Here is a 16,177-nt window from a genome sequence, read left to right on the forward strand (position 1 = left end):
GTCTTTATCCAGTAAAAAGGGGGAATTGGAATGAGCGGCTTTCTCATCGCAAATGCATTATTATTTTTGGTTGTAACCGCTTACGCTGTCTATTTGTTTGTGTACTTGGTCAAAACGAGACTGGCCTACATCAAGCTCGGCCAGAAAGAACAATTTGATCAACGGTTCAAGGAACGGCTTCGCGCCATATGGGTGAATGTATTCGGACAGAAAAAACTGCTTAAGGACAAGAAAAGCGGTATTATTCACGTCATGTTTTTCTATGGATTTATTTTGGTTCAGTTCGGAGCGATTGACTTTATCATCAAAGGACTGGCTCCCGGCCGTAATCTGCCGCTTGGACCGGTCTATCCCGCTTTCACCTTTTTTCAGGAAATCGTTACGTTTCTCATTTTAATTGCTGTGGGATGGGCATTCTACAGACGTTATATCGAAAAGCTCGTGAGGCTGAAACGCAATTTCAAAGCCGGACTCGTTCTGATTTTCATCGGAGGTTTAATGCTGACCGTTCTGCTAGGGAACGGGATGAATCTGATCTGGCATGAGCATGGGCTTTCTTGGAGCGAGCCAATTGCTTCAGGTATTGCGTTTATGCTTAGCGGAGTCGGGAAAACAGGTGCGGCAGTGATTTTCTATATCGCATGGTGGATCCATCTTTTGTTCTTGCTTAGCTTTTTAGTGTACGTGCCTCAGTCGAAGCATGCCCATTTAATCGCCGGCCCGGCAAATGTCTTTTTCAATCGAATGGAATCTGCCGGAAAACTTGAAAAAATAGATTTTACCGACGAAACGAAAGAAAGCTACGGAGCGGGTAAAATTGAAGATTTCAGGCAGTCCCAGCTGCTTGATTTGTACGCATGTGTCGAGTGCGGCCGCTGCACCAATATGTGCCCTGCAACAGGCACCGGAAAAATGCTGTCTCCGATGGACTTGATTTTGCGTCTCAGAGACCATCTCACGGAAAAAGGCGCCGCCGTCACCTCGCGCTCGCCATGGGTGCCCGCGGCAGCGTTCCAACATACGAGAGGCAATCAGCTGGCCGCAGCGTCAGCGGGCAGCGGATCGCAGGAAGCCGCAGCGGCGCTGGATTACAATCCAAGCTTGATCGGCGACGTCATCACAGAGGAAGAAATTTGGGCATGCACCACTTGCCGAAACTGTGAGGATCAATGCCCGGTCATGAATGAGCACGTGGATAAAATCATCGACCTCCGCCGTTACCTCGTACTGACTGAAGGAAAAATGGACAGTGACGCCCAGCGCGCGATGACTAGTATCGAGCGGCAGGGAAATCCGTGGGGACTCAACCGCAAGGAACGCGAAAACTGGCGTGACGCGGCGCCGGATGCTGAGATTCCGACCGTAAAAGAAATGAAAAAAGAGGGAAAAGAATTTGAGTACCTTTTCTGGGTTGGTTCCATGGGGTCCTACGACAACAGAAGCCAGAAAATCGCGATTTCCTTTGCCAAGCTGCTCAATCACGCAGGCGTGTCCTTCGCGATCCTCGGCAATAAAGAAAAAAATTCAGGAGACACGCCGCGCCGCCTCGGAAATGAATTTTTGTTCCAAGAGCTGGCTGAGAAGAATATTTCTGAATTTGAAAAAAATGATGTCAAAAAAATCGTTACGATCGATCCCCATGCATACAATTTATTTAAAAACGAATATCCGGATTTCGGATTTGAAGGCGAGGTTTATCATCATACAGAGGTGCTGGCCGAACTTGTGAAAAACGGAAAATTAAAGCCGCAGCACCCGCTTCATGAGACGATTACCTTCCATGATTCGTGTTATTTGGGCCGGTACAATGAAGTCTATGATCCGCCGAGAGAGATTTTGAAAGCCATTCCGGGCGTGCAGCTGATTGAAATGGAGAGGAACCGGGAAACCGGCATGTGCTGCGGAGCCGGCGGGGGATTAATGTGGATGGAGGAGGAAACGGGCAACAGGATTAACGTCGCCAGGACTGAGCAAGCGCTCGCAGTCAACCCATCGGTGATCAGTTCCGGCTGTCCGTACTGTCTCACGATGCTTGGGGACGGCACAAAGGCGAAGGAAGCCGAAGACCAAGTCAAAACATACGACGTCGTCGAGCTTCTGGCTCAATCCGTTTTAGGCGCTGACCTGAAAATGGGGGAGAAGGAATGAATTTTTCATTATCAGAAGAACACGAGATGATACGAAAATTGGTGCGCGATTTTGCGAAGCATGAGGTGGCTCCGACAGCGGCAGAACGAGACGAACAAGAACGCTTCGATCGCGAGCTGTTTCGGGAAATGGCAAATCTGGGGCTGACGGGTATTCCGTGGCCTGAAGATTACGGTGGAATCGGGAGTGACGATTTGGCCTACGTCATCGCTGTGGAGGAGCTGTCAAAAGTGTGCGCCTCCACCGGTGTGACGCTTTCCGCCCATATCTCTCTTTGCAGCTGGCCGCTGTTTGCCTTTGGGACGGAGGAACAGAAGACAGAGTACTTAACACAGCTGGCCCTAGGAGAGAAAATCGGCGCATTCGCTTTGACCGAAGCAGGGTCAGGTTCTGACGCCGGCGGCATGAAAACAACTGCTGAACGAATCGGCGATGACTATGTGTTAAATGGTTCAAAAGTGTTTATCACAAACGGCGGTGTTGCTGATATTTATATTGTTTTTGCAGTCACCGATCCCAAGAAAAAGAAAAAAGGCATTACCGCTTTTATAGTAGAAAAGGATTTTGAAGGATTTTTTACAGGCAAGAAAGAAAAGAAGCTGGGCATCCGTTCTTCACCGACAACGGAAATCATGTTCGAAGATTGTGTAGTCCCTGCATCAAACCGTCTCGGAGCAGAAGGAGAAGGCTTCAAAATCGCGATGAAGACGCTTGACGGAGGCAGAAACGGCATTGCCGCACAAGCCGTAGGCATCGCTCAAGGGGCGCTTGATGCGGCGCTTCAATATGCAAAAGAGCGAAAGCAATTCGGAAAAGCGATCGCTGAGCAGCAGGGCATCGCTTTTAAACTCGCGGATATGGCAACAATGATAGAAGCTTCAAGGCTACTGACCTATCAGGCTGCATGGTTAGAATCATCAGGCCTTCCATATGGAAAAGCTTCCGCCATGTCCAAACTGATGGCTGGAGATACGGCGATGAAGGTGACGACTGAAGCCGTGCAGATTTTCGGCGGCTACGGCTATACAAAAGATTACCCAGTAGAACGTTATATGCGTGATGCGAAAATCACGCAAATCTATGAAGGCACCCAAGAAATTCAAAGACTGGTCATCTCCAGAATGCTCTCTGATTAACGCAAAACATCTTTCAGTCGGATCACTCTTGTAAAATTATTTAAATTAACGCTGTTAAGGGTAGCATATTCTGTTTTATTTTGTTTATAATGAGAGGTATGGTTTGTATAAGAACGATACAAAATCGCTTTCATTATTGATAAAACAGATACATATAAGTAATAGAAAGGGAGTGTCCGACCTTGGGTATCAAACAATATTCACAGGAAGAGCTAAAGGAAATGGCTTTAGTTGAAATCGCTCACGAATTATTTGAAGAACATAAAAAACCAGTTCCTTTTCAGGAGCTTTTAAATGAAATTGCATCTTTGCTCGGCGTGAAAAAAGAAGAGCTTGGAGACCGCATCGCTCAATTTTATACAGATTTAAACATTGACGGCCGCTTCCTGGCGCTTTCTGACCAGACGTGGGGGCTTCGCAGCTGGTATCCATATGATCAGCTTGACGAAGAAACACAGCCGACAGTCAAGGCGAAAAAGAAAAAAGCGAAGAAAGCAGTCGAGGAAGATCTTGATCTTGACGAGTTTGAAGAGATCGACGAGGACGACCTTGATTTGGATGAAGTTGAGGAAGAACTTGATCTTGAGACCGACGATTTTGATGATGAAGATATTGATGAAGACGATGACGATCTTGAGATTGAAGAAGATATTATTGATGAAGATGATGAAGACTATGACGATGAAGAAGAGGAAGTTAAATAGTATAAGATTTCATCTTCAAAACGATCTTGACTTTCATAGTCGAACTATGTAGTATGTATTTTGGGCTCTTCAAAAACGAAGAGAGAACATAGTACGTTATGCTCCCTTTCAAGAAATTGAAAGGGAGCTTTCTTATTTTCACCCCTCATTTTTCTTATAAATCATTTAAAAGGCTAAATGATTTTTTATAAAATAGTACATTTTAAAAATGTAGCTAAGAGCGAAGAGAGGAGCAAACGAAATGACGAAATATATTTTTGTAACCGGGGGAGTTGTATCCTCACTTGGAAAGGGTATTGTAGCAGCTTCATTAGGACGTTTGCTGAAAAACCGCGGACTGAACGTGACGATTCAAAAATTCGATCCATACATCAATGTTGACCCGGGAACAATGAGCCCGTACCAGCACGGTGAAGTATTCGTAACGGATGACGGCGCTGAAACAGACTTGGACCTTGGTCACTATGAGCGTTTTATCGACATTAATCTGAATAAATTCAGCAACGTGACAACAGGTAAAATCTATTCAACAGTTCTTAAAAAAGAACGCCGCGGAGATTACCTTGGCGGAACCGTGCAGGTCATCCCGCACATCACAAACGAATTGAAAGACCGTGTTTACCGCGCAGGGAAAGAGACAAACGCAGATGTCGTTATTACAGAAATCGGCGGTACTGTCGGAGACATCGAATCATTGCCATTCCTTGAAGCAATCCGCCAAATGAAGAGCGACATCGGCCGTGAAAACGTAATGTACATCCACTGTACGCTTGTCCCTTACATTAAAGCTGCTGGGGAATTAAAAACAAAACCGACACAGCACAGCGTAAAAGAATTGCGCAGCTTGGGCATTCAGCCAAACATTATCGTCGTTCGCACAGAAATGCCGATTTCTCAAGATATGAAAGATAAAATCGCGCTATTCTGCGACATCGATACAAAAGCGGTTATTGAATGTGAAGATGCGGACAACCTCTACTCCATTCCGCTTGAGCTTCAAAAACAAGGGCTTGATAAGCTTGTTTGCGAGCACATGAAATTGGCATGCGAAGAAGCGGAAATGTCCGAGTGGAAAGAGCTTGTTAACAAGGTCAGCAACCTGTCTCAAACGATTACAATCGGCCTTGTCGGCAAATATGTTGAGCTTCCTGACGCATACATTTCTGTTGTCGAGTCCCTCCGCCATGCGGGCTATGCGTTTGACACAGATGTAAAAGTGAAATGGATCAACGCGGAAGAAGTGACAGAAAACAATATCGCAGAACTCACAAGCGGAACAGACGGCATTATTGTGCCGGGCGGATTCGGAGACCGCGGTGTTGAAGGCAAAATCGTCGCAACAAAATACGCGCGTGAAAACAACATTCCGTTCTTGGGCATTTGCCTGGGCATGCAGGTTGCGTCTATTGAATACGCACGAAACGTATTGGGCTTAAAAGGCGCTCACTCAGCGGAAATTGATCCGTCAACCCAATATCCGATCATTGACCTTCTTCCTGAACAGAAGGATGTTGAGGATCTCGGAGGAACGCTTCGTCTCGGCCTTTACCCTTGTAAGCTTGAAGAAGGCACGAAAGCCTTTGAAGTGTATCAGGATGAAGTGGTGTACGAGCGCCACCGCCATCGCTATGAGTTTAACAATGAATTCAGACAGCAAATGGAAGAGCAAGGCTTCGTATTCTCAGGCACAAGCCCTGACGGACGCCTTGTTGAAATCATCGAGCTGAAAGACCACCCTTGGTTCGTGGCTTCCCAGTTCCACCCAGAGTTCAAGTCAAGACCGACAAGACCTCAGCCTCTATTCAAAGGCTTTATCGGAGCGTCTGTCGAAGCTGCGAATCAGAAGTAACAAAAAAAGACTTGCCGTTTGTCAAAAGCGGGCAAGTCTTTTTTATTTGTTTCCGGCAAGATCAAGCATGTACAATAAGATATTATGCATACTCTTGCAGAATTTCTTTTAGGGTAAACGATAAAGCGTGATAGACATACAGTGCCGTCATTAAAGAGGGAAATCCGTAACGGGTGCCGTCTTCATCGGGAACAAGCGGCATTTTTAATTTAGAATCAATATGCACATCACAATACTGTTCTATTCCCGCGCTATCTTTGGCTGCGGGCGATACGCATACGACTCCCGCGCCTTTTTCATACAGCTCTTTTGCGAGCGCCTGCTCTTCGGCTGTGCCCGTCCCTGAGCAAAACATCAGCACCCTGTCGCTTTCTGTCACTTCTTCAGCGCTTTCCGGAAAGGCTTTGACAGATGGGAAGGGTTCTTTGCTTTCGGTGGCCTCATAAAAGACGCCCTGAAGCTCATTCGCTCCGTATAAATAAATGGAATGCCCGCTGATCACCGCTTGAGCAAGCAGCCGCGCCCCATCTTCAATCGCGTCAGATTCCTTATCCTGAATGCGGGAAAAAATACCTGTTAACTGCGTCGTGAATATTTTCAACATAAGTGAATCCTCCTTTATAACGTACAATATCAGTATACAACAAAAGAGAAAATGCTCAGAAAATGTCGTAAAGTAGACTATTATAATTAAAGGAAATAGGAAAATCAAACAGAATACATACAATACTGCTTACTTTTGACGAAAATCATAATATTGGGGTGTAAAATGATGAATGAAAAAATTTTAATCGTTGATGATCAATACGGCATTCGTATTTTGCTAAATGAAGTGTTCAATAAAGAAGGCTACCAAACGTTTCAGGCTGCGAACGGCCTGCAGGCGCTTGACATTGTGACAAAAGAACGGCCCGACCTTGTGCTTTTGGACATGAAAATTCCCGGCATGGACGGAATCGAAATCTTAAAACGGATGAAGGTCATTGACGAAAACATCCGGGTCATTATCATGACGGCATACGGAGAGCTCGACATGATCCAGGAATCGAAGGAATTGGGCGCTCTGACGCACTTTGCCAAGCCGTTTGACATCGACGAAATCAGAGACGCCGTCAAAAAATATCTGCCCCTGAAGTCTAACTGACAAAAAGAAGAAACAAATGAATGATGTCATTATGTTGCCGATTTGTCGAAAAGTTGGTATCCTAGTTATGGAGAAAAAGCGATCTGAGTATTTACATATGACAGCAATATATGGGTCATGCTAGGGTGGAAAGCTTTTTTCGCTAGAAGACAATCAGGCTACATAAGGAGGACATTCGACATGCCTTTAGTTTCTATGACGGAAATGTTGAATACAGCTAAAGAAAAAGGGTACGCTGTAGGACAATTTAACTTAAACAACCTTGAGTTTACTCAAGCGATTTTACAAGCAGCTGAAGAAGAAAAATCTCCAGTGATCCTTGGTGTTTCCGAAGGTGCGGGACGCTACATGGGCGGCTTCAAAACAGTCGTTGCTATGGTAAAAGCACTTATGGAAGAGTACAAAGTGACAGTTCCTGTTGCGATTCACTTAGACCACGGTTCAAGCTTTGAATCTTGTGCGAAAGCGATTCATGCAGGTTTCACATCTGTAATGATCGACGCTTCTCACCATCCATTTGAAGAAAACGTAGCAACAACTGCTAAAGTTGTTGAGCTTGCTCATTTCCACGGAGTATCTGTAGAAGCTGAGCTTGGAACAGTCGGCGGACAAGAAGATGACGTTATCGCTGAAGGCGTAATCTACGCTGACCCTAAAGAGTGCCAAGAGCTTGTTGAGCGCACTGGCATCGACTGCCTTGCACCTGCATTAGGTTCTGTTCACGGCCCTTACAAAGGCGAACCAAACCTTGGCTTCAAAGAAATGGAAGAAATCGGAAAATCAACTGGTCTTCCGCTAGTTCTTCACGGCGGTACTGGAATTCCGACTGCTGACATCAAAAAATCAATTTCACTTGGTACAGCTAAAATCAACGTGAATACTGAAAACCAAATTTCTTCTGCAAAAGCTGTTCGTGAAACATTGGCAGCTAAGCCTGACGAGTACGATCCACGTAAATATCTTGGACCAGCTCGTGAAGCGATCAAAGAAACAGTTATCGGTAAAATGCGTGAATTTGGTTCTTCAAACCAAGCTTAATTCAATTGGAACTTTTTATAGCCGCCTGACAGCTTGACAGGCGGTTTTCCGTCTATCTATAGAAAGCGCAATCATAATTCACAGTTCAGAAAATTTCTTAATCAGGGAGGCTTTTTGAAAATGTTATTCTTTGTTGATACAGCGAATATCGATGAAATTAAAGAAGCGAATGAATTAGGAATTCTCGCCGGTGTTACGACGAACCCTAGTTTAGTAGCAAAGGAAGCTAACGTATCATTCCACGACCGTCTTCGCGAGATTACAGACGTCGTGAAAGGGTCTGTAAGCGCAGAGGTTATTTCTTTGAAAGCTGAGGAAATGATCGAGGAAGGAAAAGAACTGGCGAAAATCGCTCCGAACATTACGGTCAAAATTCCAATGACGTCTGACGGTTTAAAAGCGGTGAGAGCACTTACTGACTTAGGCATCAAAACAAACGTTACATTGATCTTCAATGCCAACCAGGCGCTTCTTGCTGCCAGAGCGGGGGCAACGTATGTATCCCCATTCCTGGGACGTTTAGATGACATCGGCCACAATGGACTTGACCTGATTTCAGAAGTTAAACAGATTTTTGATATTCACGGACTTGACACGCAAATCATTGCAGCGTCTATCCGCCACCCGCAGCACGTGACAGAAGCCGCTTTAAGAGGGGCTCACATCGGCACAATGCCGCTGAAAGTCATTCATGCGCTCACTAAACACCCGTTAACAGACAAAGGAATTGAACAATTCCTGGCAGACTGGAACAAATAATGAAAGGGGCGGCAAACAGCTTTATGCCTGTTTGCCGCGGCCTTTGTTTTTCACCGACCTGATACAGCGGACCTTCAGATGCTGACGCCGCTTTACAGAGAAGGAATCATTGGGCTGCAGAAGCTGATATCGGAATGAAGGGTTTGCGTATTGCTTTTGCCGGATGAAGACGATGTCTCTTGAGCCGGCGGGTCTCTGTGCAACTTTTGAAACCTGTGCCCCGCAAAGCTTCGCTATTTTCTTCCTGATATTTTACAATGTGTTGTATTCTTTCTCTTCGAATTGGCTAGATTTTGGACATGAGCTTTATTTGCAGAGACAGAATAAAATGACATTTTATTTAGCTCCGCAGCTATCTTCTTATGGAAGGAGACTATCATGGAAAAGTTGAATATTGCCGGCGGTGACTCGTTAAACGGTACAGTACATATCAGTGGCGCTAAAAACAGCGCTGTTGCGTTAATACCTGCAACCATTTTGGCAAATTCCGAGGTGACAATTGAAGGGCTTCCAGAGATTTCAGATATTGAAACGCTGCGTGACCTGTTAAAGGAAATCGGCGGCAACGTGCATTTTGAGAATGGGGAAATGGTTGTTGACCCTACGTCGATGATCAGCATGCCGCTTCCTAACGGGAAAGTAAAAAAGCTTCGCGCGTCGTATTATTTAATGGGGGCGATGCTAGGCCGCTTCAAGCAAGCAGTCATTGGATTGCCTGGCGGCTGTCACTTAGGGCCCCGCCCGATTGATCAGCATATCAAAGGCTTTGAGGCGCTCGGAGCTGAAGTAACCAATGAACAAGGCGCCATTTATTTGCGAGCTGAAAGGCTGAGAGGCGCACGGATTTATTTAGATGTCGTAAGCGTAGGAGCAACGATTAACATTATGCTCGCCGCTGTTTTGGCAGAAGGGAAAACGATTATCGAAAACGCTGCCAAAGAGCCTGAGATTATTGACGTCGCGACATTGCTTACAAGCATGGGCGCCAAAATCAAAGGCGCGGGCACCAATGTGATCCGAATCGACGGCGTTCAGGAACTGCACGGCTGCAAGCATACGATCATACCGGACAGAATTGAGGCCGGGACATTTATGATTGCGGGCGCTGCAATGGGCAAGGAAGTCATTATCGATAACGTTATTCCCACTCATCTTGAGTCGTTAACGGCAAAGCTGAGAGAAATGGGCTATCATATCGAAACAAGCGACGATCAGCTTCTTATTGTCGGCGGGCAGAAGAACTTAAAGCCGGTTGACGTCAAAACCCTCGTATATCCAGGGTTTCCGACGGATTTACAGCAGCCGATGACGGCGCTTCTGACAAGGGCAAAAGGGACAAGCGTCGTTACAGACACCATCTACTCGGCAAGATTCAAGCACATTGATGAGCTGAGACGGATGGGTGCCAATATGAAAGTGGAAGGCAGATCCGCCATCATCACAGGTCCTGTCGAGCTTCAAGGCGCAAAAGTGAAGGCGAGCGATCTTCGTGCCGGTGCCTGCTTGGTGGTAGCCGGACTGATGGCTGACGGCGTCACGGAAATTACAGGACTGGAGCATATTGACCGCGGCTACAGCAGCCTTGAGAAGAAGCTTGAGGGGCTTGGAGCTACAATTTGGCGTGAAAGAATGACAGACGAAGAAATAGAACAGCTTCAAAATTCATAATGGTTTCTTGTGAGAGGAGATCGTGTTGAAATGGAAAGAAGTTTATCAATGGAATTGGTACGTGTAACCGAAGCTGCGGCATTAGCATCGGCGAGATGGATGGGCCGGGGAAAAAAGGACGAGGCTGATGAAGCGGCAACAAGTGCAATGAGAGACGTTTTTGATACAGTGCCGATGAAAGGGACCGTTGTAATCGGTGAGGGAGAAATGGACGAAGCGCCAATGCTGTATATCGGGGAAAAACTCGGAAACGGGTACGGCCCGCGCGTTGATGTCGCAGTTGACCCTCTTGAAGGCACAAACATCTTAGCAAGCGGCGGCTGGAACGCGCTGACGGTGATCGCGGTCGCAGACCATGGCACGCTGCTGAATGCTCCTGACATGTATATGCAAAAAATTGCAGTCGGTCCGGAGGCGGTGGGCTGCATAGATATTGAAGCACCTGTCATTGACAACCTTAAAGCGGTGGCAAAAGCGAAAAACAAGGACGTTGAGGACGTCGTTGCCACCATTTTAAACCGTGAAAGACACGCAAAAATCATCTCCGAGCTTCGTGAGGCCGGCGCCAGAATCAAATTGATCAATGACGGCGATGTCGCAGGCGCCATCAACACGGCTTTCGACCACACGGGCGTTGACATCCTGTTCGGATCAGGCGGCGCTCCTGAGGGTGTGCTATCCGCTGTCGCGCTAAAAGCGCTCGGCGGAGAAATCATTGGTAAACTTCTTCCGCAAAACGAAGAAGAAATCACACGCTGTCACAAAATGGGCCTTGATTTAAGCAAAGTCCTTCGCATGGAAGACCTTGTGAAGGGTGATGACGCGATTTTTGCAGCTACAGGGGTTACTGACGGCGAGCTGTTAAAAGGAGTTCAATTTAAAGGCTCTGTCGGAACAACTGAAAGCTTAGTTATCCGTGCAAAATCAGGCACTGTCCGTTTCGTTGACGGCAGACACAGCTTGAAAAAGAAACCAAATCTTGTAATCCGTCCATAACAAACAGAAAAAGCGGGTGAGAGCCCGCTTTAACTTTTGCAGAAAAGCGTCAACTCTATCAATTCCATGTCAAAACCTTATTTCAGTTGAATAATTTTTTGAAATAAGGTAAAAATAAAGAGTGCTGCGAATTTTACTGCGTAATACCTTCTTTTAAGCACTAGGAAAGTTTCAATTTCTACCGCATACAGACGATATAAGTATTGATCTTCTCATGTTTTTGTCCTCGCTTCCTTCAAAACTCATTAAGACAATCCTTTTAACAAAAGCGCCGATCATGGGTGGAAGTGTTACCGATAGAAGTTCCTTTATGTTAAAAAAAGAATGTGCTTTGGCGGATGTTGTGCAAAAGCAGCAGATGACATGTTCAGAGTAAGATATTGACTATGAAAAGCGTGGTGTTTTTATGAAAGACGTATCTATTTCCTCATTGGAAAATATGAAATTGAAAGAGCTTTATGAACTTGCGAGACATTATAAAATCTCCTATTACAGTAAACTGACAAAAAAAGAACTCATTTTCGCCATTCTGAAAGCGAATGCAGAACAGGAAGACCTGTTGTTTATGGAAGGCGTTCTTGAGATCATCCAGTCTGAAGGTTTCGGCTTCCTGAGACCGATCAACTACTCTCCAAGCTCAGAAGATATTTACATCTCAGCTTCACAAATCCGCCGTTTCGATTTGCGGAACGGAGACAAAGTATCCGGCAAGGTTCGCCCGCCAAAAGAAAATGAGCGTTACTATGGACTTTTGCACGTTGAAGCAGTGAACGGGGATGATCCCGAATCAGCAAAAGAGCGTGTGCATTTCCCTGCTCTTACGCCACTTTATCCAGATCGCCAAATGGTGCTTGAAACAAAGCCGAACTTCTTGTCTACAAGAATTATGGACATGATGGCGCCGGTCGGATTTGGACAGCGCGGATTGATTGTGGCGCCGCCGAAAGCCGGAAAAACGATGCTGCTGAAGGAAATTGCCAACAGCATTACAGCGAACCAGCCTGAAGCAGAGCTAATCGTGCTTTTAATTGATGAAAGACCTGAGGAAGTAACCGATATCGAGCGTTCTGTAGCTGGGGATGTCGTCAGCTCAACGTTTGATGAAGTGCCGGAAAACCATATCAAAGTGGCCGAGCTTGTGCTTGAACGCGCGATGCGTCTCGTGGAACATAAAAAAGACGTCATCATCCTGATGGATAGTATCACTCGGCTTGCCCGCGCCTACAACTTAGTGATTCCGCCAAGCGGAAGAACGCTCTCCGGAGGGATTGACCCAGCGGCGTTCCACCGTCCGAAACGCTTCTTCGGGGCTGCGAGAAATATCGAAGAAGGCGGCAGCTTAACCATCCTTGCTACGGCTCTGGTTGATACAGGATCACGTATGGATGATGTTATTTACGAAGAATTCAAGGGAACAGGCAACATGGAGCTTCACCTTGACCGCTCTCTGGCAGAGCGCCGCATCTTCCCTGCCATTGATATCCGCCGTTCTGGAACGCGCAAAGAAGAGCTGCTTGTGCCTAAAGAGCATCTTGATCGTCTATGGTCGATCCGCAAAACGATGTCTGATTCACCTGATTTCGCAGAAAAGTTCATGAGAAAAATGAAAAAAACCAAAACAAACCAGGAATTTTTCGATATTCTCAATCAAGAATGGAAACAGGCAAATCTATCATCTGCAAGAAGATAAATTGTATTTGCAAAAGAAGTAAATCACTGATATAATTTTCTCATATGCGTTTCGGACAACGCTCCGAAATAATAACTCTGTTTCCACACGGGATTCAGGGCGGAAGGAGATGGATACAATGAAAGCAGGAATTCATCCTAATTTCAAAAAAGCAACAGTTAAATGCGCTTGCGGAAATGAATTTGAAACAGGCTCAGTAAAAGAAGAGGTACGCGTTGAGATTTGCTCTGAATGCCACCCATTCTACACTGGTCGTCAAAAATTCGCTTCTGCTGATGGTCGTGTTGATCGCTTTAACAAAAAATACGGTCTTAAGTAATAATAGATTTCTCAACAGGCAAGAAGCAATCTTGCCTGTTTTTTATATTGTCTAAAGCACAGCTGCAGAGAGAGGGGAGCGAAGCCTATGTACATAATGAAACAAAGCGGGTGGCTTGAGCTGATTTGCGGCAGCATGTTCTCGGGTAAATCTGAAGAGCTGATCAGAAGAGTGAAGAGAGCGACTTACGCCAAGCAGGAAGTCAGGGTATTTAAGCCTGTGATTGATAATCGATACAGCGAAGCTGCTGTTGTCTCCCATAATGGAACATCAATGACGAGCTACGCCATTTCGTCTGCTGCTGACATTTGGGATCACATCAGTGAAAGTACAGATGTGATTGCGGTTGATGAAGTGCAGTTTTTTGATCAGGAAATTGTTGAGGTTTTATCATCTCTTGCCGATAAAGGCTACCGTGTGATAGCAGCGGGCCTCGATATGGATTTTAGGGGAGAGCCGTTCGGCGTCGTGCCGAATATTATGGCGATTGCAGAAAGTGTGACAAAGCTGCAAGCCGTTTGTTCTGTCTGCGGATCACCGGCGAGCAGAACACAGCGCCTCATTGACGGCAAACCTGCTTCTTACGATGATCCGGTCATTTTGGTTGGTGCCTCTGAATCGTATGAAGCCAGATGCAGACATCATCATGAAGTCCCAGGAAAATCTAAAAAATAGTCCAAAACATGGGTATAAAGATAGAAAGCACCGGCTGAAAACACCGGTGTTTTTTTTATATTCTGATAATATTCAATTAAAAAATTTAATTAAGTATATTAAAAAATTAAGTAATTTTCTTCCCTTGAATTTTGATTTTGACAGGCATACAATAGCTTACGTAATGTAAATAGTTTTGAGACATTGTTCGAATAATTGTCACAAAGTCGCATAAAGATCATGATCGGTCATATTTTAGATGGGTTATTACTTAACTTGGTTAACTATTTCAAGAAAGAAGGAGATTTGCTTGAATAACATAAAAAAAACCAAAGAAGGGCACTTAGAAACAACTCTTAGAGGAAAAGAAGTTTTATCTATTCCTACTTTAAATAAAGGCGTTGCTTTTTCACTAGAAGAAAGACAAGAACTTGGCTTAGAAGGGCTTCTTCCGCCAACTGTACTTTCTCTTGATCAACAAGCACAACGCGCGTACGAGCAGTTCCAAGCGCAGCCTGACCGCCTTCGTCAAAATGTTTACTTAAGTGATCTTGCAAACCGCAATGAAGTTCTTTTCTATAAATTGCTGCAAAACCATCTTCGCGAAATGCTTCCTGTTGTGTACACACCAACAGTTGGTGAAGCGATTCAGGAGTACAGCCATGAATATAGAAGACCTCAAGGAATCTACTTGTCAATCGACAACATTGACGGTATTGAAAAAGCGTTTGAAAACCTTCATGCGACAGCAGGCGATATTGATCTTATCGTTGCTACTGACTCTGAAAGCATTCTCGGTATCGGTGACTGGGGTGTAGGCGGTATTAACATCGCAATCGGTAAATTAGCTGTTTACACTGCTGCAGCTGGTATAGACCCTAGCCGTGTTATCCCGGTTGTGCTTGATGTCGGTACGAACAACGAAAAGCTTCTAAACGATCCTTTATATATTGGGAACAAGCATGAACGTGTTCAAGGTGAACGCTATGAAGCTTTCATTGACGCTTATGTAAAAGCTGCATTGAAATTCTTCCCTAAAGCGCTTCTTCACTGGGAAGACCTTGGTAACAAAAATGCACGCAATATCATGAAGAAATACAATCATGAAATCCTGACATTTAATGATGATATTCAAGGTACTGGCGCGATTACACTTGCTGGTGTGCTTGCCGCTATGAAGAAAACAGGCGCTTCTATTAAAGATCAGCGTGTTGTTATTTTCGGTGCTGGTTCTGCCGGTATCGGTATTGCTGACCAAATCCGTGACACAATGGTGCTTGCCGGATTGTCTGAAGAAGAAGCTAACAAACGTTTCTACACACTTGATTACAGAGGTTTGCTGACTGAAGACATCGAAGGCATCCTTGATTTCCAAAAACCTTACCTTCGCAATGCGGATGAAGTGAAAGACTGGAAGCGCGATGAAAAAGGTCAAATTCCATTCGATGAAGTGGTTCGCCAAGCGAAACCAACGATCTTGATTGGCACTTCAGGGGTTTCAGGTGCGTTCACAGAGGAAATTGTAAAAGAAATGGCATCTCACGTAGACCGTCCGGTTATCATGCCGATGTCTAACCCGACTCACCTTGCTGAAGCAGTTCCTGAAGACCTGTTCAAATGGACTGACGGAAAAGTGCTTATTGCAACAGGAAGCCCATTTGACAATGTAGAATACAACGGTGTTTCTTATGAAATCGGACAATCTAACAACGCATTCGCGTTCCCTGGTCTTGGACTTGGTTCAATTGTAGCTGAAGCGCGTATCATTACACCTGCTATGTTTGCTGCAACTGCTGATGCGATTGCTGAAATGGTTGATCTTGAAACACCTGGAGCAGGGCTGCTGCCAAGCATTGATAAGCTTCAAGAGGTTTCTATTCAAGTTGCGATTGCCGTTGCTGAAGCAGCAATTAAAGATGGCGTGGCAAATCGTCAGCCTGAAGATGTGAAACAAGCGGTTCTTGATGCAATGTGGACACCGGAATACAAAAAAATCATCGCGAAATAATTAGCGAGTAAATTTTTCTGTCCGAGGGAAAGCTTTTTGTAAAGCTAAAGTATACGGACATAGG

At 45.3% G+C, this 16,177-nt stretch carries 15 protein-coding genes; 14 read left to right on the plus strand and 1 reads right to left on the minus strand.

The genetic code is table 11. The annotated features are described in order from the left end of the window. Positions 1 to 30 precede the first annotated feature (30 nt). The 4 genes from ACQXR1_RS00910 (at position 31) to pyrG (ending at position 5,837) form a co-directional block, all read left to right on the plus strand. Positions 31 to 2,148: a heterodisulfide reductase-related iron-sulfur binding cluster gene (locus ACQXR1_RS00910; RefSeq protein ID WP_430771572.1), complete on the plus strand. Its 2,118-nt coding sequence runs from the start codon at positions 31 to 33 to the stop codon at positions 2,146 to 2,148. Then, the gene (acdA, locus tag ACQXR1_RS00915) at positions 2,145 to 3,284 is read left to right on the plus strand and encodes an acyl-CoA dehydrogenase AcdA (RefSeq protein ID WP_430771573.1); all 1,140 of its coding nucleotides are present in this window, start codon (positions 2,145 to 2,147) and stop codon (positions 3,282 to 3,284) included. Before ACQXR1_RS00910 ends, acdA begins: the two co-directional genes overlap by 4 nt. 182 nt (positions 3,285 to 3,466) lie before the next feature. Next, positions 3,467 to 3,988 (plus strand): DNA-directed RNA polymerase subunit delta, encoded by a 522-nt coding sequence (rpoE, locus tag ACQXR1_RS00920; protein WP_069150494.1) that lies wholly within the window; start codon positions 3,467 to 3,469, stop codon positions 3,986 to 3,988. A 241-nt stretch (positions 3,989 to 4,229) separates the two neighbouring features. Beyond that, entirely contained in the window at positions 4,230 to 5,837 is a 1,608-nt protein-coding gene (gene pyrG / locus ACQXR1_RS00925) for a glutamine hydrolyzing CTP synthase (protein WP_014665741.1), read from the plus strand. 82 nt (positions 5,838 to 5,919) lie between these two features. On the opposite strand, the gene ACQXR1_RS00930 is transcribed toward pyrG, so the two are convergent. Further along, on the minus strand, positions 5,920 to 6,441 hold the full coding sequence (locus ACQXR1_RS00930) for a DUF2529 domain-containing protein (RefSeq protein ID WP_024572667.1): 522 nt from the start codon (positions 6,439 to 6,441) through the stop codon (positions 5,920 to 5,922). A gap of 165 nt (positions 6,442 to 6,606) precedes the next feature. Here ACQXR1_RS00930 and spo0F point away from each other — a divergent pair, with 165 nt between their 5' ends. The 10 genes from spo0F to malS all read left to right on the plus strand — a co-directional run bounded on the left by spo0F (position 6,607) and on the right by malS (position 16,113). Continuing rightward, positions 6,607 to 6,981: a sporulation initiation phosphotransferase Spo0F gene (gene spo0F, locus ACQXR1_RS00935; RefSeq protein WP_003227621.1), complete on the plus strand. Its 375-nt coding sequence runs from the start codon at positions 6,607 to 6,609 to the stop codon at positions 6,979 to 6,981. A 180-nt stretch (positions 6,982 to 7,161) separates the two neighbouring features. Further along, the gene (locus tag ACQXR1_RS00940) at positions 7,162 to 8,019 is read left to right on the plus strand and encodes a class II fructose-bisphosphate aldolase (protein WP_003243339.1); all 858 of its coding nucleotides are present in this window, start codon (positions 7,162 to 7,164) and stop codon (positions 8,017 to 8,019) included. Positions 8,020 to 8,139: 120 nt separating this feature from the next. After that, complete coding sequence (gene fsa / locus ACQXR1_RS00945) at positions 8,140 to 8,778, plus strand: fructose-6-phosphate aldolase (protein WP_014665739.1); 639 nt, start codon at positions 8,140 to 8,142, stop codon at positions 8,776 to 8,778. A 378-nt stretch (positions 8,779 to 9,156) separates the two neighbouring features. Further along, a complete protein-coding gene (locus tag ACQXR1_RS00950) occupies positions 9,157 to 10,446 on the plus strand; it encodes a UDP-N-acetylglucosamine 1-carboxyvinyltransferase (protein WP_014665738.1) in 1,290 nt (429 codons plus the stop codon). 30 nt (positions 10,447 to 10,476) lie between these two features. Beyond that, complete coding sequence (glpX, locus tag ACQXR1_RS00955) at positions 10,477 to 11,442, plus strand: class II fructose-bisphosphatase (RefSeq protein ID WP_071577675.1); 966 nt, start codon at positions 10,477 to 10,479, stop codon at positions 11,440 to 11,442. Between the two features lie 214 nt (positions 11,443 to 11,656). Beyond that, the gene (locus tag ACQXR1_RS00960) at positions 11,657 to 11,818 is read left to right on the plus strand and encodes a hypothetical protein (RefSeq protein WP_003227632.1); all 162 of its coding nucleotides are present in this window, start codon (positions 11,657 to 11,659) and stop codon (positions 11,816 to 11,818) included. Positions 11,819 to 11,848: 30 nt separating this feature from the next. Continuing rightward, positions 11,849 to 13,132, plus strand: coding sequence for a transcription termination factor Rho (rho, locus tag ACQXR1_RS00965; protein ID WP_003221939.1), 1,284 nt, complete (start codon positions 11,849 to 11,851; stop codon positions 13,130 to 13,132). A 118-nt stretch (positions 13,133 to 13,250) separates the two neighbouring features. Continuing rightward, positions 13,251 to 13,451 carry a 50S ribosomal protein L31 gene (gene rpmE / locus ACQXR1_RS00970; protein ID WP_003151132.1) on the plus strand — a complete coding sequence of 67 codons (201 nt, stop codon included), beginning with the start codon at positions 13,251 to 13,253 and terminating at the stop codon, positions 13,449 to 13,451. Positions 13,452 to 13,538: 87 nt separating this feature from the next. Further along, positions 13,539 to 14,126 carry a thymidine kinase gene (locus ACQXR1_RS00975; RefSeq protein WP_014478269.1) on the plus strand — a complete coding sequence of 196 codons (588 nt, stop codon included), beginning with the start codon at positions 13,539 to 13,541 and terminating at the stop codon, positions 14,124 to 14,126. A gap of 289 nt (positions 14,127 to 14,415) precedes the next feature. Further along, the gene (gene malS / locus ACQXR1_RS00980; RefSeq protein ID WP_040081540.1) at positions 14,416 to 16,113 is read left to right on the plus strand and encodes an oxaloacetate-decarboxylating malate dehydrogenase; all 1,698 of its coding nucleotides are present in this window, start codon (positions 14,416 to 14,418) and stop codon (positions 16,111 to 16,113) included. Positions 16,114 to 16,177: the final 64 nt, after the last annotated feature.

It is taken from the genome of Bacillus sp. ATD (assembly GCF_050585765.1).
Lineage (GTDB): Bacteria > Bacillota > Bacilli > Bacillales > Bacillaceae > Bacillus > Bacillus stercoris.